Here is a 20,389-nt window from a genome sequence, read left to right on the forward strand (position 1 = left end):
GTAGTGGAGTGATGTGAAGTCAGGCGATCGGATGGCTACACTTCCTCTATCTTATGAACTTCTGACTAGCATAGCTACACAATAGCAACCAATGAAAGAAACACTTCCTTCTTACCTGTCACCTGTCACCTGTGGAAGTGGGGAGATATTCGCTAAGTAATTCACTAAATCACTGGGACTAGTGAAATCTAAAAGAGCCTCAGCTAAATCTTCTAGTTGAGTAATTGATAAAGTACAAATCTGCTGTTCTACTTCTGGCTCAATTGCACCAAAGCGACGTGTCAACAGACGTAAGATCAGTTCTAACGCCTCCTTTTTCTTTCCTCTTTCTTCTCCCTTCTGCAAAATATCTTGATAAATGACAGACTCTTGCATAATTTCCTCGCTAAAAAGTTGTGTAATCAAACTTTTCTCAAACCGCAAACCAGCTAAAACTTGTACACACGCGGATATATTTTGTCGCTCATCTGTTTCTTCAATCATATCGACAGCCGCCGCGACTTGTTCTAATAATGCTTGGGGAGAGTCAGTTTGTGCTAACGTTGCCAGTGGTAAAAGTGCAGGATTAGCTAATAGTGGTGTAGGATCTTCCTCCCATAATCTCATCACTCGATATCTGTGTGTAGTATTGGTATCTACATACTGAGTCTTGAACGCAATTTCTGAGGAGGTGGGTTGGAGAAAAATTAACACCTGTTTAATATCGCACCAGTATTGACGTTTCAATCTGGTGTAATAATCCAGCATCCGAAAATCGAGCGGGCGTGTGGATTGAGGTGTAGTCTGAAACTCTAAGTGTAAGATTTGATTGGCAAGTTGTAGGAATGTCACCGAATCAGCGCGAATGGGTTCGAGGGTAAGTTCGGTTTTGAGTACCTCGATATCAGTTGTCTCAGATGCGAGTAACCATCTGGCAAAATCGGCTGGGTATGTTTCGGCTAGGTATTTGCAGGTATTATCGTAACTCAAGGCGATCGCTGATTAAATCAATATATACACATCTTGCACTATTGCGATCACCTCCGGTGGGCGGGTACGCCATCGTCTCCGACCGACTATTGCAGCAAAAAGGACTGAAGTCCTGACTACGAACCGGTAAGAGTTTATTCCCCGTAGCCATTACCAGTCACCTTACCCCGGAAAACAATGTATTGGTAAAGGTTATAGAACAACATCACCGGAATCAGAAAGCCGATAAAAATGATCATAATTACCAACGAACTAGGATCAGCAGCCGCCTCATAAATGGTAATCTGCGGGGGAATAATGTAGGGAAAAACAATCAATCCCAAGCCAATGAATGACAACACAAATAATAGAATAGTCCAGACAAAAGGCGCACGTTCTTCCTTGCGGTTTAGACTATTCAAAAGTTGCCAAATTAACCACACTCCCAAAATCGGAATAATGGCGAAAATATAAACTAGTGGTTGCTGAAATAAACGCGCTCTAGCATTTTCATAAATAAATGGTGTGGTGACAGTAATAAAAATCGCACCTATTAGCGTAGTCAATGCAGCAAGTTTGGCTGTTTTATAGTGAGTTTCTTGTAATTCTCCGGTAGTTTTCCATACCAAGTATGTAGAACCAATCAATACGTAACCTTGAATCAAAGTTAACGCCACTAACACCGATGGTAAACTGAACCAATCCCAAGTAGTACCAATAAAGTGTCCCGCCTCATCAACTTTAATTCCTTTAAGTACCGCACCTAAAGCAAAACCTTGGCCGAGTGCAGCCGTAAAACTTCCTGCACCAAAGGCGAGATTCCAAAAAAATTTCCGTCTAGATAATTCCCGAAACTCAAACGCCACACCCCGAAAAATAAACCCAAATACCATCACGATAATTGGGATATACAAGGCGTTTAAAATTGTGGCATAAGCCAGGGGAAATGCACCAAACAAACCCCCAGCCATCAGAACTAGCCAAGTTTCGTTAGCATCCCAAATGTTGCTTAAGCTAGTCATTAAAATTCCCCGACGTTCATCATCGGAGGAAGTGAGAGATAAAATCCCTACACCCAAGTCAAATCCATCTAGCATGACGTAGAGGAAGAGAAACAGAGCTAAAATCACAAACCAAACTTGCGGAAGAAAATATTCGAGTGTTTCCATAATTAGTGCTGAGTGCTGAGTGCTGAGTGCTGAGTAATGAGTAATGAGTAATGAGTGGTGAGTGATGAGTGGTGAGTGCTGAGTGATGAGTGGCCATTGTATTTTTCTCCCCCTGCTTCCCCTGCTTCCCCTGCTTTCTTTTCCTCAGTCCCCAGTCCCCTGTCCCCTACTTCTACTCCCTCGCTTCAACTGGACGCTCATCGGGGACAAACTCGCCAGGGGTGGTATCGATGGCGGGTTTAGTGATTTCTGTTCCTGGGATTGGTAATTCTAGATTTGGCCCTGTGCGGATGATGCGGCTACCAAAGTACATGGCTGTGATAAACAAAATTGTATAAACTACGGCAAAAGTAGTAAGCGAAACTAACACGTTACTTGCAGGTAAACGCGAAGCAGCATCAACGGTGCGAATTTGTCCGTAAAGTGTCCACGGCTGTCTACCGACACAACGCACAATCCAACCTGACTCTACAGCTATGTATCCTAAAGGCGCAGCGAATACCCAAGCCAACATTAACCAACGCTGCTGACTAATATTTTCGGCTGCAAGCTTACCACGCAACCATTGCAGGGTACTCAACAACATTAACCCGGCAAAGAAAAAGCCGATCGCAATCATGGTACGGAAAGCGTAGTAAATTAAACCTACCATGTGGGGGCGATCGCTCGCTTTCCACTCTTTCAAACCGCGCAATGGTTCAGAAAGGTTCTGTTTAAATTCCAGAATGTAACCCAACGCATTGGGAATAGTGATTTCCCAATCATTTTTCTCGGCTTTTTCGTTGGGTATCGCCAGTAAACTCCAGTCAGCAGGTTGTCCGGCTGGTGAACTGTTCCACTGGGCTTCCATTGCGGCTAGTTTTGTGGGTTGATAGTGATAAACTTGTTCGCCGCTTAGGTGTCCGATGTATATTTGTAATGGAGCAACTGCGATCGCAGTTGCTAAAGCAATTTTCAAAGATTTAGCAAAAAAATCAGCATGGCGTTGCTGAAGAATATACCAAGCACTAATCCCACCAATCACAAATAAAGATGTCTCCAGTGTGGCAAAGAACATATGCAGCACACTGTTGACCATAAACGGATTTAAAATTGCTTGAAAATAATCGTGAACAACAAACTTACCGTTCACTAATTCCCCACCTGCTGGGGTTTGCATCCACGAATTAGCTGTCAATATCCACACAGTGGAAAGGTTTGCACCCACAGCCACCAAAATAGTTGAGAGATAGTGAATTGCAGGATTTACTCTCTCCCAACCAAATAACATAATTCCTAAAAAAGCCGCTTCTAGCATGAACGCCCAAGAAGCTTCAAAACCAATTACACTACCAAAAAAGTTACCGACTGCTTCCGAGAATGGGGCCCAATTTGTGCCGAACTGAAATTCCATCGGGATACCAGTCGCTACACCAATCCCAAAATTCAGCACATAAAATTTAGCCCAAAAGCGAGCATGAAGATAATAGTCGGGATTTTTAGTTTTTAGCCAAATTCCTTCCACGATGACTAAATAGATTCCCATCCCTGTAGTCAGGACAGGCCAAAGCATATGAAAGATTGCAGTCAAGGCAAATTGCATCCGTGATAGCACCACGGAATCGGATAAAAATTCCACTAACTTTCTCCATTAGCTAGCCACCCTAATTAGGATAAACTTTTTAGTCACGGTGCAAATATACCGAAAGTTTGTAATTGGCTGGTAATTATGTCAACTATAGTCTACAAAATGTAGTTTATAATCTGTAGATTTAAAGTCTTATTTTGTTGATGATGTCTAGCTGGGACAAATAAAAGAGGTGAATATAAAGTATCACTTTGGGCGATCTGTAAGAAAGCGAAGAAGAGAACTAGACTTATCTCAAGAAGAATTAGCTAAAAAAGCAGAACTTCATCGTACTTACATTTCAAGTATTGAATCAGGAAAATGTAATGTGTCCTTGGACAATATAGAAAAATTAGCTAAAGCTCTAAATATATCCATTCCTGATTTATTTGCTAATTACAATACAGATTCAGAATATTAAAATATGGATGAATATATTAAACAAAAAATAAAGGAGAATCTTAAAAAATCAATTAGAGCCTTTTTTAAACATAAAGAAGTACAAAATTACCAAGTATTAGATGATATTTTTCCAATTGAAAGACGAATACGTTCTTTAATTGGTGGTTTAGAAACCAGTTTAGGAACAACTTGTTGGGAACCTATAGCGAAAACCTTAGCAGAAATAAATGGGTTTGAAATTATCACAAAAAAAATATTACGCCCTGAACCATTTCCACAAAAATTACGGAATGAATTTAATAAATTAGTTTATGAGCGTGAAAGTAAACCGAATAACCAGAGGGTTTTAACAGAAGAATGTATAAATAGACTGAAAGATGCTGCTTTAAAGACTAATCAAGAAGACATCATTAAATATACATCTCCTCCATCTGGAACTGGTGTTGATATCCATTTTTGCAAAAATGGCATTGAATATATTTTTGATATAAAAACTACGCAACCAAATCAAGGGAATTTTAAAGGATTTAATCGACAACTTCTAGAATGGTACGCATATAGATATGCTGAAAACCCTTATGCAAATTTAGAAGCTCGTATTGCTATTCCTTTTAATCCTTTTAAAAAATCTTGGTATGAACATCAAAAAAGTATGTTGTCTAACTCTCCATTGGATATCAATAAAGATATATGGGTTGAAAATGAGTTTTGGGATTTCTGCTCTGGAAGAGAAAATACATTTGAACAACTTAAATCACTTTTTGTTGAGCTAGGTCAAGAGAACTTCGCAGCAGAATTTCATGATATTTTTTATAAACGCGAATAAAAGTAACTTAAGGTATTAATTTTTGCTCAAAACTATATTTTTATAATCTTGAGTAATTCTTTAACAACATACTCAACAACAGGTATAGGAACAGCATTGCCAAACTGTTTTTTGGCAATATCATCTTTTTCATGATATTTAAAATCTGTAGGAAACCCTTGTAATTTACAAGCGTGCTTTCCAGTAATTGGTATATATTGTTTATTTTTATATATTTTTTCTAAAAAAATACGTTTATACTCTTCTGGATGAGTCGCATAAATTGATATTGTTGCTATATAGTCTTTAGCACCAGTTGCCGTTAACGTTGGTACTATATCAGCAGTAGGTAATATAATGCGATAAATATTATTGATACCTGTCATATTCTTAGAATTAACAAACTCATACTTATTGCCATGAGTTAACCTAAGTATTTGTTTATCTACCAACTTATTTAATTCAGTTAACTTCATATCAGGTATTATTTCCAGAAAATCATGAAAAGATAAAGGATTACCATCTTTGTTTCCATATTTTTTGCTTCTTCTATGTTTTAGAAGATTTAAGCAAATCATTTTTTCTCTATCAGTAGTATCTATAATGTCCCAAGAATGAATTGTTGTATGTCCATTTCTTAAATCTGAAAAAATAAAAAAATCATTCAGTTCATCATCTTTCTGAAATCTAGTTCTAGATGGTGGAATTATACCTTTAAATAAGGTATGTGAATCTAATTTGACTTTTTCTAAAATTTTAATATTCTTAAATTCATCTAAAATGTCTAAAACTTTAGGATGTACTTTCAAAGGGTTAGGAAAATTATATTCTTGGCATTTTTCTATATCATTCCTAATGCCAACGATAAAAACTCTATCTCTATTTTGAGGTAAACCAAAATCATAAGCATTGAGAATCTTCCATTTAACACAATATCCTAAGTTTTCTAATTCATGCAAAATTAGTTCCAAATTCTCTCGATTTTTAGGGCTGGCTAATCCACTGACATTTTCAAAAATAAAAGATTTAGGTTGACTTTGATTAACTAGTCTAATCACATCAAACCATAATTTACCTCTAGGATCATCAAAACCCTTTAAACATCCCGCAACAGACCAAGGTTGGCACGGAACACCACCAACGACTATATCTAAATTAGAAGGCAGTTCAGAAATTTTTGTAATATCTCCCAATTCAATTTCATCTTCATTAAGGTAGCTTATAAAATTTTGTCGATAAACTTTAATTGCTTGTTTGTCTATTTCAGAATAACCTAAGCATTGACCACCTAATTTTTCTAAAGCAATTCTAAATCCACCAATACCAGCAAATAGATCAACAAAATTAAACTTACTTTGATGAGTTACTAATCTTAAAGGTAATTCTATCTGTTTAGGTATTTGTGAACATTCAAATTTCATCTTTATTAAAAAATTAATTTATTTTGCTTATTGCAATCTACACAATTAATATAACAAATAATGTACTATAGCAGAGTAAATTTTTAAATAAAAAACTAATACCGTATCTTAAATATTAATCGCAAAATTACATTGATTTGGGTAAATTTCGAGTAAAATACTCAATATTAATAAACATAAAAGTTCCTGTAGGCTGGTGTTTGATCACAGATAACTAACCTACAGGAAGTAAATTATGAAAAATTTTAACTTACCAAATCAGGAAATACTTCTTGCACAGCCGGATGTACTAGACGGTGATTCTGCACATTCAAACCCTTAGCTAAAGCGGGGTTGACTTCTAGTGCTTTGATGCCCAAATTTGCTAACTGCACAACATAAGGTAAGGTACTGTTATTCAGAGCTTGAGTAGCTGTCCAAGGTACTGCTCCTGGCATATTGGGAACGCCATAATGTACTACACCTTCCTCTATATATATCGGGTTGGTGTGGGATGTAGCGTGTAGGGTTTCCACACAACCACCTTGGTCAACTGCAACGTCAACTATGACAGCACCAGGGCGCATTTGTTTCACCAATTCACGGTTAACTAAGATTGGTGCTTTTCTTCCCAATACCAAAACTGCACCCACAAGTAAATCTGCTTCTTTCACAGCCGCTTCGATATGAGCAGAGCTGCTGTACAGCAATTCAACTCTAGAACCAAATATTGTTTCTAAGTAAGATAAACGCTCAACATTGACATCTAAAATTTGTACTGCCGCACCCATCCCAACAGCGATTCTGGCGGCTTCTGTACCGACTACGCCACCACCTAAAATTACTACTTTGCCTGGTTTAACTCCAGGAACGCCACCCAAAAGCACACCTCTACCACCTTGTTGACGTTCCAAGTAGCGTGCGCCAAACTGCACGGCTAGTCTACCGGCAATGATGCTCATGGGGGTAAGTAGAGGAAGTCTGTTTGCGCCTGGTTGCTCTACCGTTTCGTAAGCGATCGCACAAATGCCACAATCAATTAAACTTTCTGTTAATTTGCGATCGGCTGCTAAGTGCAGATAAGTAAACAATATCTGCTCTTTTTGTAAAAATTTGTATTCCCTAGTCAGTGGTTCTTTAACTTTCACCACTAATTCTTGATTCCAAACCGCTTCTGCTGTGGAGACAATTTCCGCACCCGCGCTTTGATAATCTTCATCTGTAAACCCAGCACCACTACCAGCTTGAGTCTCTACAAAAATAGTGTGTCCATTTTCTTTCAGCACCCGCACACTAGCAGGACTTAAACCAACTCTAAATTCTTGATCTTTAGTCTCTTTAGGAACACCGATTTCCATGTAACGCCTCTGCTCAATTTTTTATTTAATTTAGCCTGCCAGTATCAGACTGACAGTTCCGTATTAGGGATAGCTATCTACAACATTAGGTTTCCCTATTTCAATTAACTAAACCTCAAAGCACTTATCCCTTGACGATTGCCCAATTATTTCTACAATATATAAAGAATAATTACAAATTATTAACGAGCGTTAGCATAGCTTTTTAAGTTATGTTGAAACTCAAGCCCTGCAATCATCTCACAACTCGCTATTCATTCCCGTTTGCCGAAAAGAGGTTTTTAGAATATGTCACAAACACAACCTACCGTTACACCCAAACTAGAAGAGCCTAAATTTGGCTTTAATGAGTATGCCGAACGTTTAAATGGTAGAGCTGCCATGATTGGATTTCTCTTAATGGTGGTAATTGAGTATGCCACCAATCAAGGTGTTCTCTCTTGGCTTGGCCTTAAGTAGTTCTTAGTGTTGAAGTTGTAAGCTAATAATTAGAAGAGTTTAAACCAGCTGGAACATCTAGCTGGTTTAAACTGTATTAGTTAATAGTGGAATACCTACACACAAGTTACCCTTTATCTTTATAAGGCGCAGTAGAGACTGCTAGTAATAGCTTCAACTTGCAAAAACTTTATGCAAAGGCGTTAATTACTACACGTACTTCTATACTTAAGGAAATTATAATCTTTTTAAGAAGCGTTTTCTTGAGAAGGGTAATTCCCAGGTGAGGTATTCTTGGTCAATCAACAAAAGGTAATCTGGATAAACCAAGCTGTGATGAATGCTGTATTACCTCGTTTTTTAAAGTCAGCCTACCGTAGAGAACCTATAGTCACCATCTTGATGACTATGGGTGTAGTAGATGCCCTAATTGGTGGGTTGGATGATAGTTGGTCATTATTTGCTGTTGGTTTAGGGACAGCAGGTGTTAGCCTTGCTTTTAAGCTGTGGCGCAATAGCCAGCAGCAACGTCCTGCACCAGAAGAGCCTGTAGTACAACATTACCTACCGCCTCGTTCATCGAGTCCGACTTTGCCTATGCTAACTGTGAATAAGAAAAAACCACCTTACTAGGGAATGGTGTAAAGCCCTGCGGGCAATAGCTGCGCTTAGAGCGGTAGCAGGGCGTTGAGCAGCGTAGAGAGTAGAGACGGGATAAATCGCGTCTGTATAAAAGTGTTGAGTTTTGATTTGTGTCTTTAATCTGGTGAGGAAAAACAGTGAGGAGTGAGGGAAAAGGTGGTCTGTATTTTATTTTGGCATTCATAGCAGCGATCGCTCTGCCGATAAACCTCTGGCAAGAGTTAAAAATCAATCCTGCTTATGCTAATCCAGTAGTTAATACCCCAGAAACGACAGGAGCATTTACCAATCCCCGCCTCCTTCACAGCCTCGCGGCACATCGGGGAACTGTAAAATCTTTAGCCTTTAGTCCAGATGGTAAAACTCTGGCTAGTGGAGGTGCTTACAATGAGGGGATAATCCGAATGTGGAATCCCATCACAGGCAAAAAGGCGGGTAGTATTACTAAAGCCCAAAAAACGAGCGTGGAATCTTTAGTAATTTCCCCAGATGGGCAAACTTTAGTCAGTTGTGGTAGTGACAACACTATTAACCTGTGGAATATTAAAAACAATAAATTTACACGTTCTTTCGTGGGACATAGTGCTAGTGTCTTGTCCTTAGCAGTATCTCCTGATAGTAAAGTTCTTGTTAGTGGAGCTTTAGATGGGATTCGGATGTGGGATTTGCTACAACAACGCCCACTAGCTACGTTAGTACGCTTCGATAATACAATTCACTCCCTAGCAATGAGTCCCGATGGTCAGACAGTGGCTAGCGGTGACAAAAGAGGTGTAATTAAGCTGTGGAATTTAAGCACTGGTGAGTTAATTAGGACATTTGTCGCCCATACTGACGCAGTGACAGATATTGCTTATACTCCTGATGGACAAAATTTAGTTACTTCCAGCCGCGATCGCACCATCAAACTTTGGAATCTCGCTTCTGAAAACCCAGTGTATACCATCACCGGACACAACAATTGGGTAAATGCGATCGCTATTAACCCCGATGGGCGAACTCTTGCTAGTGCGGGTAGGGATGGCATTAAAATGTGGAATTTAACTACAGGTGAGTTATTAAATACACTGGTCGGACACAGTGATTGGGTAAGCGCGATCGCTTTTAGTCGTGATGGGCAAATGCTTGCTAGCGGCGGATTTGATGGGAATGTAAATATTTGGGGTAATCCATCAATCACGACACGTAAGTAATATTAAGTAGGGCTATACCAAGCTGTGCGAACACAAATCACGGCAAGACTGCGGTATTAGTCTCACCTCTGTGATTCTTGAAGATACTTGAGGATTACCAGACAATTTCTCGCATCATCGCTACGTTCATAAACAACACGATCAGCCAAACGTCGCAGCAGAAACCAACCATAGCCGCCTACTTGTAGAGTACCTGGTGCTGGTTCTGCGATCGCATCTGGGTTAAAAGGCTTGCCATGATCCCAAATTTTAATTTCTAACCTGTCAACCCATAGATTTACTTCAATTTCTATGGTTGTCTCTGGCGGTAACGTATGGTGGGCGTGACGAACTGCATTTGTAAAGCCTTCTGCTAGTGCCAAGTTGAGGCGATACAGTTGGGTTTCTGACCAGCCAAGTTGAAATAAGTGTTTTAGGCAAAAGTCCTCAAACCATTGTTGTACTTGGTTTAAGAGCTTGAGTTCGCTTTTTACTTTGAGATGGTCTTGCTGCATAATGCCAAGCGTTGACCGTGGCATGAATTTAATATGTACAAGAATGTCTGTAATTTATTGTTCTTCAATCTATTTTAAATTTTGAAATAACTTTCGGATTCAAAATAAAAAATTTAACTAGACAGAATTGGGGACAAATTAATTCAAAATTCAGAATTAAAGAACTCTTAGGGAATGGTAACTAGGGAAGCCGGGGGAGAAAAATTCCATGCCCAATTCCCAATTTCCAATTCCCCATGCCCAATTCCCAATTCACTAAAATTGACGCTTGTTGATTGTTTTCAAAAGTACATATACCGAAGAACTGAACGACAGTTTTGTCGTAGACACCCAAGGGTGGCTTGTCATCAGACATCATAACTTCAGATATGCACTCTTGAAAACTACAAGCGTCAAAGAAGTTTTTGACGACTAGCTTCAGCTTAGAACAAGCCCAAGGTCAAGGATTTGTCTAAAGGTAAAGCAGCACCAATACCTAGCCACAGAGTCACCAGAGTTCCAAACAAGAAAACTGTGGTTGCTACTGGACGGCGGAAGGGGTTTTGGAATTTATTGACGTTCTCAATAAAGGGAACGAGGATTAATCCCAAAGGTACGGAAGCCATTGCTAGCACTCCCAACAATTTGTTAGGAAGCGATCGCAAAATCTGGAATACTGGGTATAAATACCATTCTGGCAGAATTTCCAGTGGTGTGGCGAAAGGATTGGCTGGTTCACCTGTCATGGCAGGATCTAGAACAGCTAGAGCCACAATACAAGCAAATGAACCCATGATTACTATTGGGAATACATATAGTAGATCATTTGGCCAAGCTGGTTCACCGTAGTAGTTGTGACCCATACCTTGGGCGAGTTTAGCTCTTAACTTGGGATCGCTCAGATCGGGTTTTTTTTGGATTGACATATTGGAAATGCGCTCTCCTGCGGAGTTTTCAGTTAAAGCTTTGATGGCAGCCATCAATATCATTCAGGCAAACCTAAAGTCAAACTAGCCCTGCTGCTGTGTTTTTGGGTAGCCAACCTTAAGTCTCAAATACGAGCATTTACCGTGAGGGAAACTGTGAGCCATTAATTGCTGATTTCTCATCAGTTTAAACTAAATGACTCGCTCTTGTAACTGAGTGCTGTTGCCTGTTCGCATTAAGGCTGATGAAATTACAAGGGGCCGGAAATACCTTGTTTACGGATCATCAAGAAGTGGAACAGCATGAAGACCGCAATTAACCAAGGCAATACAAAGGTGTGCGCGCTGTAGTAACGTGTCAATGTTGCTTGACCGACACTAGAACCACCACGTAGTAGGTCGGAGATGAGTACGCCGACTACGGGAATTGCTTCTGGCACACCACTGACGATTTTCACCGCCCAGTAACCAACCTGATCCCAAGGCAGAGAATAACCTGTAACACCGAAGGAGACGGTAATCACAGCTAGGATAACACCACTTACCCAAGTTAATTCACGGGGCTTTTTAAAACCACCGGTCAGATACACGCGGAAGACGTGCAGAATCATCATTAACACCATCATGCTGGCAGACCAGCGATGGATGGAGCGAATTAGCCAACCGAAGTTCACCTCATTCATGATGTACTGTACTGAGGAGTAAGCTTCAGCCACAGTTGGCTTGTAGTAGAACGTCATGGCGAAGCCAGTGGCGAACTGAATTAGGAAGCACACCAGGGTGATGCCACCTAGACAGTAAAAGATGTTGACGTGGGGAGGGACGTACTTGCTTGTGACATCTTCAGCTAACGCCTGAATTTCCAAGCGTTCCTCAAACCAGTCGTAAACGTTGGCCATACAATCTCAAGTTCCTAAAAATCGGTTGCGGTTGATTCAATCTCCCAATTAGCAGTTTTGGGATTTTCTTGTAAGAGGATTTTGTTCGTTTGCTTTTGCACTTTGAGAGTGCTAAAAGTTTAGAAACTTAACACTCTGTAAATATGGAATATATTACGTTCCCTTTGCAAGCCAACACCCTTAGTGGTGGGTACAAAGTAGATTTTATCTTTTGTTGAGGTGGTTATTCACATGGTTTCTCTAACAACTTGATGAGAACAATGCACCACTTCTATAAAAAAAGTAACATAATCGAGAGATAGATTTCATCAACGACGTGGTGACTGGGGAATTCTTAGGCAATTTGGGTTGAGGTGACATTGATAATGGGGTTCATGCACAAACAGGTTTTTCGGCTCGGATTTTCACTATTAGTGGCTTTTGGTTTAGTTTTTGGCACACTCATCCAACCAGCAGACGCATTGACGGAGGAACAAAAACTAGTTTCAGAAGTTTGGCGAATTGTCAATCGTGCTTATCTGGACGATACTTTCAATCATCAAAACTGGGCAGCAGCCAGACAAAAGGCACTCGCAAAGCCCTTTAAAGACCAAAAAGCCGCATATGTGGCCATTCAAAATATGCTCAAGAGCCTTGATGACCCTTTTACTAGGTTTTTAGACCCTGAGCAGTACCGCAGTTTGCAGGTTAATACTTCTGGAGAACTAACTGGAGTAGGTTTACAAATTGCCCTCAATGCCCAAACTGGTCAATTGGAGGTAGTATCACCCATAGAAGGTTCACCAGCAGATAAAGCGGGAATTCAACCGCGCGATCGCATTATCAAAATTGAAGGTATTTCTACAGAAAATTTGACCCTAGATGAAGCCGCCGCCAGGATGCGCGGGCCGATTGGTAGTTTAGTCACGCTGTTAATTGAACGAGATGGAGATGGCGAAAAGGAAATCAGAGTCATGCGCGATCGCATTGCTCTTAATCCAGTTGTGGCGGAATTACGCTCGTCCCCTGAAGGTAAATCTATTGGCTATCTGCGCCTCACACAATTTAATGCCAACGCCTCTACAGAGTTGGCACACGCCATTTCTAGTCTAGAAAAAAAAGGCGCAGATGCCTATATTTTAGATTTACGAAATAATCCCGGTGGCTTACTACAAGCCGGCATTGAAATAGCCCGTCTGTGGTTAGATTCAGGCACTATAGTCTACACCGTCAACCGCCAAGGTGTTGAAGGCAATTTTGAAGCCTTCGGCCCAGCTTTGACAGACGATCCTTTAGTAATTCTCGTCAATCAGGGAACTGCCAGTGCCAGCGAGATTTTAGCCGGCGCACTCCAAGACAACGATCGCGCTAAGTTGGTAGGTGAAACTACCTTTGGCAAAGGTTTAATTCAATCTTTATTTGCACTTTCTGATGGTTCTGGTTTGGCTGTGACAATCGCCAAGTATGAAACGCCTACCCATCGAGATATTAATAAATTAGGGATTAAACCAGATCAGGTGATTTCCCAACCACCCCTCCAGCGCAACCAGATTGGTACAGAGTCAGATTTGCAATATCAAGCTGCTCTGGAATTGTTGCAGAAAAATTCTGTGGTAGCGGGTGCAAAGGTTTAGGGGATTGGGGACTGGGGACTGGGGTGATTGATGAATATTAATCCCATCCCCTATCTCTAAAATTCTTAATTCTTAATTTTGAATTTATAATGCCCAATTCCCTACAACAAGGTTTGTAAATCAACGTGAGTTCGACGAATTTAAAAAACCCCTCTCCAAACCTTTCCCCTGCAAGGAGAGAGGCTTCAAAAGCTTTATTTTTCGTTGATATTTCAAGATATTTAAGCCCCTCTCCGCGTCGGAGAGGGGTTGGGGAGAGGTCATCGAACTCACGTTAAATCAATTGATGAAAGCCGTTGATAAGCCTGCTCTATAACTCGCTTACCTCGCAAAAATCCGGTGTTCGCACCAGGACAAATATACTGAAGTGTTTCGGGTGTGAAGAGTTCTAGTAGTGCTTGTAGGCTTTTAATTTGTCGTGGCCAATGAAATGTCTTTGCGGTTCGTAATGGCACTGGTTCGCCTTGCAGATTGGGGACTAAATGACGGCCTGAAAACAGCACGCCTCCCATATTGTTATAGTGTAAGCAAGATGAACCAGGAGAATGTCCTGGTGTCCAAATTAATTTGGTTGTGGCATCTAAAGTCAGTTCTTGAGTAAAGGTAGTGACTGTCAAACCGGGTAATAAATAGGCTTCTTGTTCTTGAATTAGTACCTCACAAGCAAAATTTTGCTGAATTTCTGAGGTTTTACCAATAGCACCCCGATGGGTGAGGAATAAGTATTTTATGCCTCCATGCGATCGCAAAAAATCTTGATTTATTTGGTCTAGTGATGGGCAATCTATGAGGATATTCCCTTCATTTCTTACAATAAAATAAGAAGTTCCCCCTAATGTGTCCCGATTTGGTGGAAAGGCAAAAATATTTTCTAAGATAACCCGTGGTGACTTGGTTGTAGAACTTGGTGATTGAGATTGGGGGAACATGAGCAAATGTGGGGATTAGGGAGTAGGTAGAGACGCGGCTAATTACGTCTCTACTAGGGAGTAGGGTGTATTCAACAGGTAAGAAGCTGAGAAAATAATATTTCTTGCTTTTTACTTTTGCCTTCTTCTACTAGGAGGCTGTTTTTTCCAAATTAATGAAGAGCAAATGACATTTTGGTTTCTCCTCCTATTGGGATTGGCTACTTATCTAATGGTGCAGCGCAGTGTTGCTAATATCACCCGCACACCAATTTGGTTGTTGTGGTTGGTATTAATGACACCAGCATTATTGTTGAGTGGTTGGACGTTGGCGTATGGAGTAAAACAACCTCCACCGCCATCACTGATTATCTGGCCTGCAATCATCTGCCTTTTGTTATACTGGCTGTTGTTTCAGTGGGGACGGCAACCGCCGAGGGATACCCAAACCCAAGCCCAAACCCCAGAATCACAATCGGCTATCCATCCTACCGCAGAACAAGTACCTGTGCGCCCCATTGAACCGACGGAAGAAACCCAATTGCGAAATTGTTTTCCCTGGTCTATTTACTACATCCAAAACATTGAGTATAGACCCCAGGCAATTATTTGTCGCGGTCAGTTGAGAACAACACCTATTCAAGCCTATCAGCAGATTAGAGCAAATATTGAATCACGATTTGGCGATCGCTTCTTGATTATTTTTCAAGAAGGTTTTAATGGTAAACCCTTTTTTGTGTTAGTTCCTAACGCACAAGCAGCTAAAGAGGGAAGTGTCAAGAAGCCAGAAAAATTAACCCGCCCTGGACTAGCTTTATTACTGGTGTTAGCAACTTTAGTCACTACTTCCTTGGTGGGGGTAAAAATGGCTGGCATAGATCCCAAAACCCTAGCATCAAACCCAGCGATACTTTTGCAAGGTTTACCCTATGCTTTAGGTCTGATGACTATCTTGGGTATCCACGAACTTGGACATTATTTAACCGCTAAGTTTTACAAAATTCGCTCCACTCTGCCGTATTTTATACCCATACCATTTTTCTTGGGAACTTTTGGGGCATTCATTCAAATGCGGAGTCCCATTCCCAACCGTAAGGCTTTATTTGATGTGAGTATCGCCGGCCCAATAGCTGGGTTTCTCGCCACACTACCCTTAATTATGTGGGGGTTGATTCACTCAGAGATAGTTCCCATGAGTGATAAAACAGGTCTATTAAACCCCGATGCTCTCAATCCTAAATATTCCATTCTTTTAGCGATACTATCCAAAATAGCTTTAGGCAGCGAATTAACGACAAAATCAGCAATTGATTTACATCCCGTCGCTGTAGCTGGTTTTTTGGGTCTAATTGTGACAGCTTTGAATCTCATGCCTGTGGGACAGCTAGATGGTGGTCATATTGTCCATGCCATGTTCGGACAACGTACTGCTATGCTGATTGGGCAAATTTCCCGTCTGTTGCTGCTAATGTTGTCTTTAATCCAGCCAGAATTCTTTGTGTGGGCAATTATTTTACTGTTCATCCCCTTGATTGATGAACCCGCCTTAAATGATGTCACGGAATTAGATAATAGGCGGGACATCTTAGGCTTAATGGCAATTGCTTTGCTAGTGATTATTATATTGCCAATGCCACAGGCGATCGCTAATTTGTTGCAAATTTAGCAGGAATGAGTGAGTAGTGAGTGCTGAGTGCTGAGTAGTGAGTGCTGAGTAGTGAGTAGAAAATGCCCAGTATCAGTATTAGCTGCCTTCAGTAAATATCCTGTCCTTTCTTAGCGGTTTTTTAACTCCGCAAGGGCTTATGCTCTAGCTACACTAACAGCACCCAGCACTCAGCACGGGCTAAACGCCCCGCTACCGCTAACAGCACTCAGCACTCTCTTAACTTGCTGAATTAGCAGCTTCAGAAGCTTTCTTCGCAGGCGCAGCAACACCCATGCGAATCTCAGAAGTAAAGGAAGCTAGACTTGAACCATCAAAATGTTTCAAGACACTTACCCGCATCCGTAAATTAGGGCTGGCAAACCACAAGCGTTCTTCAGACGTCATAGTTTCGGATTCTGTAATTAGAGTCAATGCTTCATCACTGCCCATTTTATACCGACCAGCTACAAGTGTTTTCTCGGCATCACCCATTGCTCGCAGTAGTCTGCCTTCATTGGGTTTATCATCATCCGGGACAGTCACTAATATAGTAGAGCGAGTGTGTTTTTTGTCCTCTAATCCCATTGTGCCGTTCCAGGTAACTTTTATGCTAAAAAAGGCAGCACTAGGAGAAATTTCATATTGTTGACACAGTGTGATAACTTCTGGGTGATCTGCTGTCAGTGTCTCAATAATCACCTCCGATTTACCGTCTTGCGATTGTTTAAAAGCTAAATTGTGACTAGTACGATGGGAAAACCATTTACCAGCACTCAATTCCAAAAATTCTTCAATATTCATAATGGAAATTACCCTGCATCAAAATCCGAAAAATCCCACTTATTATTAAAAAGCAGTTAGAGGTTTTAATACTAGACTTGATTATCTCTTTGCTCAAGTCGTGTCAGTGAAATCTGAGCTGCTTCCGCAACGTGGGGATGACTATCTTTTGCTAAATACTTGAGAGCTGATACACTCTTATCCGTAGGCAGATGACCCAAAGATTCCGCCAGTCTTTGCCTGACCAACCAATCATCTGATTGAGCAAAGCGTAGCAGATTATCTACCGAATCGATATCTTGAATTTCTCCGAGAGCTGAGATGGCAGCTTGTTGTAAGACAACTTCTGGGCTATCTAAAGCTTGAATTAAGATTTTACTTGCCCGTGGATCTTTAAGATTACCCAAGGAAACAGCCGCACTAAAGCGTACTAACCAATCAGTATCTTCATAAAATGCTCGTGCTAGCACCTCAAAGGCTCTAGTATCACCCAAATAGCCCAAAGCACCGGCAGCATCTGCACGCATACCATAATCTGGGTCATTTTCGAGAATTTTAGCCAAAATTGGATAACATTCTGTTGTTGGCTTGATGCCTAGGGCAAATATTGCCATCGATCGCAGCTGCAAAGATTCATCATCTAAGACTTTTTTGATGAGAGGTACAGCATCTTCAGCTGGTATGTGTCGCAAATTAGCCAACGCTACCATGCGATCGCGCAAATTTGGACTTTCTAACTGAGAGGAAATTTCCTGCAATTGTGGAACAGTCATTTAATTATCAGCGCATTCTTAATCTATCTTTACTTTACTTTACTAACGCTCTCATGTGGGATGAGGGACAAGGTAGAGAGTAACTCATGTCCCAATGACTAATGATTATGTATTTTACTTAGCATTCATAATTAACAGTCAGTTGTTCCTCTGGTATGACGAGAAGAGAGAATTGATTGGCGAAGGTAGAACGTAGTTTAAAAGTACAAACACCAAATCACTTGGTGTCCAAACCCCAGGAGAAGAACTATGGTTCAACTAAGTGAACGCCCCGTTAGCAAAATCACTAACTTACAAGAGAAATTTATCTACGAAGTTGGTGCTATGTACGATGCGGAACAACGCTTTTGGGAAGCGCAGCAGATGATGTTGCAGTGTTGTCAAAACAGCCAGTTGAAGTCTTTGATTGAGACTCATATTCGAGAAACAGAACAACAGATTCAAAATTTAGAACAAGTGTTCAACGCTTTAGGACAGCAACCAAAGCGGATCACTTGTGATGCTGCGGCTGGTCTGGTCAGTGATGGTCAAAAATTCATGCTACTAGCTGCGGAAAGTCAGAAAGTTCTCACCTTGGGACTGGCTGGATGTCAAGCTAAGGTCGAACAATTAGAAATTGCTTGCTACCGTGGTTTGATTCAAGTTGCTGAACAGATGGGACAACAAAAAGTTGTCCAACTGCTACAGCAAAACTTGCAGCAGGAAGAACAGACAGCTAAAAAAATAGAGCAGCAGATGCCGCAATTACTTAAGGAGTGTAAGTCATAAAAGGAAACAGGTAACAGTTTACAGATGACAGGGAAAACAAAGCCGCTCACTTAGGCTAATTATCCTCTTTGCTGAGTGCTGTTAGCGGTAGCGGGGCGTTTAGTCGGTGCTGAGTAAGAAGATGGCTCAGTACTTTCGCACTCGGTAAAAGCCCCGCCCCTCCCTACGGGACGCTGCGCGAATGTAGGCAATCTTTTAACTCAGCACTCTTCATGAAGGTTTATTTATGCTTGATTACCGAATTTTTTGCAGTTTGCAAATATAACAATTTATACTTGATCCCTGGGTATATTATCAAAAAAGTATCTAAGCGAGTTCATACATTCAGTGATATTACATAGAATCTCTATTTAATAGCTTCTTAAATTCTAACAATACAGATAATTCCACAGTTAATTAGATGAATATTTGACCATCTTCAATTTCTTAATTCAGTAATGACAAATATCTTTTAAGTAGTTAGACTTCATTTCATAAAGAGATTACCGAAAGGTGAAGAGCTGAAGTTGTAAGACAGCAACTTTAAAAATAGGTTTAGAGTTCAGTATTTCACTTAAATTAACCGTAGTTGTTCCGCTACGGTTTTTTTATTTTGCTATAAATACTCATTTTTGATATTTTCGCTTGTATCGCTAAGTAAAGATTTTCTAGTGATTTTACCACACCGAAAACAATACTTTATGAATAAAAATAAAGTATAGCTTTACAAAAATATTAATTATGTGGTTAAAAAAAATTGGTGGATTGGTTGCGCTACTCTCATTATCATTTAGTGGTATAGCAATAGCTGAAACCTCAAAAGATAACTTTTACCTGCAAGTAGGTTCTAATAGAAATGGTGATCCAATTGTTTTAGATTTGGCATCTGTCAAAGGAACTGAATATACTCTGTTAGAACAGCATGGTAATGGCATAGCAAGGAGAACTCTTCGTGCTGCTTGTATCCAAGGCAGATTGTTCTCTAGAAGATTGGCTGTCTATGGATCTAATGGTCATTTGCATCGTGTTGATAAAACAGAGCAAGAAATTTTTCCTAAACCCAGAAGTGCTGATGCTAACTCTATGGAAATTGTTTGTCGGGTAGAAGCTAACAAGACAAAATAATTGATTTTTGAGCATCATAATTTAGATTGAAATTTGGATCAAGTATTTTTTCCTGTTCAGAAGAAATACATAGTTATTTTCACAGAAACTTTTGTGAGGTTTTAGCAGTCTTGATATTACAAATTCTGTGAAATGACCAATGTCTTCTACTAACCAGGGAATTCCCGGATTGCCGGATTCAAGACATCCAACTGAGCTAGTACAAATTGGTTCTCAATTACTCCCTGCTTTTCTATTATTAGTATTTTTGGTCACCTGAAGATTGAGCGAGTTCAACGGAACAACATCAGAATGGCTGAGGAAATGCTTGAGTTTGCTACTCAGTACCAAGGGCGACTCTTGATCTGGTGGTGAGCCACGAATTGAGTTAGTTGATGCTTTACCGTTAGCTGATCGACTTGTGGCTGTTGGATGTTTCACTGAAGTAATTCAGTGGCGCAAGCGAGTATTCATTCCTGCTAACAACAAAGTTGGATCAATTCCAATACGGTTCAGTTAAGGCTCAAAGTGATGTAAAGTAGGCATTGTTGCCAAGA

22 protein-coding genes are annotated in these 20,389 nt (G+C 40.4%); 9 read left to right on the top strand and 13 right to left on the bottom strand.

The features are described from left to right. Positions 1 to 111: 111 nt before the first annotated feature. The 3 genes from ACM0OR_RS20025 to ACM0OR_RS20035 all read right to left on the bottom strand — a co-directional run bounded on the left by ACM0OR_RS20025 (position 112) and on the right by ACM0OR_RS20035 (position 3,735). On the bottom strand, positions 112 to 969 hold the full coding sequence (locus ACM0OR_RS20025) for an Rpn family recombination-promoting nuclease/putative transposase (protein WP_414578280.1): 858 nt from the start codon (positions 967 to 969) through the stop codon (positions 112 to 114). A 134-nt stretch (positions 970 to 1,103) separates the two neighbouring features. Then, positions 1,104 to 2,117 carry a cytochrome d ubiquinol oxidase subunit II gene (cydB, locus tag ACM0OR_RS20030; RefSeq protein WP_414578282.1) on the bottom strand — a complete coding sequence of 338 codons (1,014 nt, stop codon included), beginning with the start codon at positions 2,115 to 2,117 and terminating at the stop codon, positions 1,104 to 1,106. A 172-nt stretch (positions 2,118 to 2,289) separates the two neighbouring features. Continuing rightward, positions 2,290 to 3,735, bottom strand: coding sequence for a cytochrome ubiquinol oxidase subunit I (locus ACM0OR_RS20035; RefSeq protein ID WP_414578284.1), 1,446 nt, complete (start codon positions 3,733 to 3,735; stop codon positions 2,290 to 2,292). A gap of 181 nt (positions 3,736 to 3,916) precedes the next feature. Here ACM0OR_RS20035 and ACM0OR_RS20040 point away from each other — a divergent pair, with 181 nt between their 5' ends. Further along, entirely contained in the window at positions 3,917 to 4,144 is a 228-nt protein-coding gene (locus ACM0OR_RS20040) for a helix-turn-helix domain-containing protein (RefSeq protein WP_414578285.1), read from the top strand. Between the two features lie 3 nt (positions 4,145 to 4,147). Continuing rightward, on the top strand, positions 4,148 to 4,951 hold the full coding sequence (locus tag ACM0OR_RS20045) for a TdeIII family type II restriction endonuclease (RefSeq protein ID WP_414578286.1): 804 nt from the start codon (positions 4,148 to 4,150) through the stop codon (positions 4,949 to 4,951). 32 nt (positions 4,952 to 4,983) lie between these two features. Here the strand turns inward: ACM0OR_RS20045 and ACM0OR_RS20050 are convergent, their stop codons facing one another. Both ACM0OR_RS20050 and ald read right to left on the bottom strand, forming a co-directional pair. After that, positions 4,984 to 6,351: a DNA cytosine methyltransferase gene (locus ACM0OR_RS20050; RefSeq protein WP_414578288.1), complete on the bottom strand. Its 1,368-nt coding sequence runs from the start codon at positions 6,349 to 6,351 to the stop codon at positions 4,984 to 4,986. Between the two features lie 245 nt (positions 6,352 to 6,596). Beyond that, entirely contained in the window at positions 6,597 to 7,688 is a 1,092-nt protein-coding gene (gene ald / locus ACM0OR_RS20055) for an alanine dehydrogenase (RefSeq protein WP_414578290.1), read from the bottom strand. A gap of 288 nt (positions 7,689 to 7,976) precedes the next feature. On the opposite strand from ald, the gene ACM0OR_RS20060 reads away from it, so the two are divergent. The 3 genes from ACM0OR_RS20060 to ACM0OR_RS20070 all read left to right on the top strand — a co-directional run bounded on the left by ACM0OR_RS20060 (position 7,977) and on the right by ACM0OR_RS20070 (position 9,961). Further along, a complete protein-coding gene (locus ACM0OR_RS20060) occupies positions 7,977 to 8,147 on the top strand; it encodes a chlorophyll a/b-binding protein (protein WP_010996510.1) in 171 nt (56 codons plus the stop codon). A 315-nt stretch (positions 8,148 to 8,462) separates the two neighbouring features. Beyond that, positions 8,463 to 8,759, top strand: a complete 297-nt coding sequence (locus ACM0OR_RS20065; protein WP_414578304.1) for a hypothetical protein — start codon at positions 8,463 to 8,465, stop codon at positions 8,757 to 8,759. 146 nt (positions 8,760 to 8,905) lie between these two features. Beyond that, positions 8,906 to 9,961: a WD40 repeat domain-containing protein gene (locus ACM0OR_RS20070; RefSeq protein ID WP_414578291.1), complete on the top strand. Its 1,056-nt coding sequence runs from the start codon at positions 8,906 to 8,908 to the stop codon at positions 9,959 to 9,961. Positions 9,962 to 10,023: 62 nt separating this feature from the next. Here the strand turns inward: ACM0OR_RS20070 and ACM0OR_RS20075 are convergent, their stop codons facing one another. From ACM0OR_RS20075 to petB, 4 genes are all read right to left on the bottom strand, one after another. Beyond that, positions 10,024 to 10,479 (bottom strand): anti-sigma regulatory factor, encoded by a 456-nt coding sequence (locus tag ACM0OR_RS20075; RefSeq protein WP_323266244.1) that lies wholly within the window; start codon positions 10,477 to 10,479, stop codon positions 10,024 to 10,026. 157 nt (positions 10,480 to 10,636) lie between these two features. Beyond that, the gene (locus ACM0OR_RS20080) at positions 10,637 to 10,813 is read right to left on the bottom strand and encodes a hypothetical protein (protein ID WP_414578293.1); all 177 of its coding nucleotides are present in this window, start codon (positions 10,811 to 10,813) and stop codon (positions 10,637 to 10,639) included. Between the two features lie 64 nt (positions 10,814 to 10,877). After that, positions 10,878 to 11,360, bottom strand: coding sequence for a cytochrome b6-f complex subunit IV (gene petD / locus ACM0OR_RS20085; RefSeq protein WP_190696632.1), 483 nt, complete (start codon positions 11,358 to 11,360; stop codon positions 10,878 to 10,880). 251 nt (positions 11,361 to 11,611) lie between these two features. After that, on the bottom strand, positions 11,612 to 12,259 hold the full coding sequence (gene petB / locus ACM0OR_RS20090) for a cytochrome b6 (RefSeq protein ID WP_190561121.1): 648 nt from the start codon (positions 12,257 to 12,259) through the stop codon (positions 11,612 to 11,614). Between the two features lie 365 nt (positions 12,260 to 12,624). On the opposite strand from petB, the gene ctpA reads away from it, so the two are divergent. Further along, positions 12,625 to 13,872, top strand: coding sequence for a carboxyl-terminal processing protease CtpA (gene ctpA / locus ACM0OR_RS20095; RefSeq protein WP_414578295.1), 1,248 nt, complete (start codon positions 12,625 to 12,627; stop codon positions 13,870 to 13,872). A gap of 269 nt (positions 13,873 to 14,141) precedes the next feature. Here the strand turns inward: ctpA and ACM0OR_RS20100 are convergent, their stop codons facing one another. After that, a complete protein-coding gene (locus tag ACM0OR_RS20100) occupies positions 14,142 to 14,801 on the bottom strand; it encodes an MBL fold metallo-hydrolase (RefSeq protein WP_414578296.1) in 660 nt (219 codons plus the stop codon). Between the two features lie 166 nt (positions 14,802 to 14,967). Here ACM0OR_RS20100 and ACM0OR_RS20105 point away from each other — a divergent pair, with 166 nt between their 5' ends. Continuing rightward, positions 14,968 to 16,446: a site-2 protease family protein gene (locus ACM0OR_RS20105; RefSeq protein WP_414578297.1), complete on the top strand. Its 1,479-nt coding sequence runs from the start codon at positions 14,968 to 14,970 to the stop codon at positions 16,444 to 16,446. 219 nt (positions 16,447 to 16,665) lie between these two features. Here the strand turns inward: ACM0OR_RS20105 and ACM0OR_RS20110 are convergent, their stop codons facing one another. Both ACM0OR_RS20110 and ACM0OR_RS20115 read right to left on the bottom strand, forming a co-directional pair. After that, the gene (locus ACM0OR_RS20110; RefSeq protein WP_323266240.1) at positions 16,666 to 17,229 is read right to left on the bottom strand and encodes a phycobiliprotein lyase; all 564 of its coding nucleotides are present in this window, start codon (positions 17,227 to 17,229) and stop codon (positions 16,666 to 16,668) included. 71 nt (positions 17,230 to 17,300) lie between these two features. Continuing rightward, positions 17,301 to 17,981, bottom strand: coding sequence for a HEAT repeat domain-containing protein (locus ACM0OR_RS20115; RefSeq protein WP_414578299.1), 681 nt, complete (start codon positions 17,979 to 17,981; stop codon positions 17,301 to 17,303). 249 nt (positions 17,982 to 18,230) lie between these two features. Here ACM0OR_RS20115 and ACM0OR_RS20120 point away from each other — a divergent pair, with 249 nt between their 5' ends. Both ACM0OR_RS20120 and ACM0OR_RS20125 read left to right on the top strand, forming a co-directional pair. Then, on the top strand, positions 18,231 to 18,749 hold the full coding sequence (locus tag ACM0OR_RS20120) for a ferritin-like domain-containing protein (RefSeq protein WP_190695980.1): 519 nt from the start codon (positions 18,231 to 18,233) through the stop codon (positions 18,747 to 18,749). A gap of 720 nt (positions 18,750 to 19,469) precedes the next feature. Next, entirely contained in the window at positions 19,470 to 19,853 is a 384-nt protein-coding gene (locus ACM0OR_RS20125) for a hypothetical protein (protein ID WP_414578301.1), read from the top strand. Between the two features lie 213 nt (positions 19,854 to 20,066). Here the strand turns inward: ACM0OR_RS20125 and ACM0OR_RS20130 are convergent, their stop codons facing one another. Further along, entirely contained in the window at positions 20,067 to 20,273 is a 207-nt protein-coding gene (locus ACM0OR_RS20130) for a hypothetical protein (RefSeq protein WP_414578302.1), read from the bottom strand. Between the last annotated feature and the right edge of the window lie 116 nt (positions 20,274 to 20,389).

The sequence above is a fragment of the Anabaena sp. CCY 9402-a genome, assembly GCF_963920945.1.
Classification (GTDB): domain Bacteria; phylum Cyanobacteriota; class Cyanobacteriia; order Cyanobacteriales; family Nostocaceae; genus Trichormus; species Trichormus minutissimus.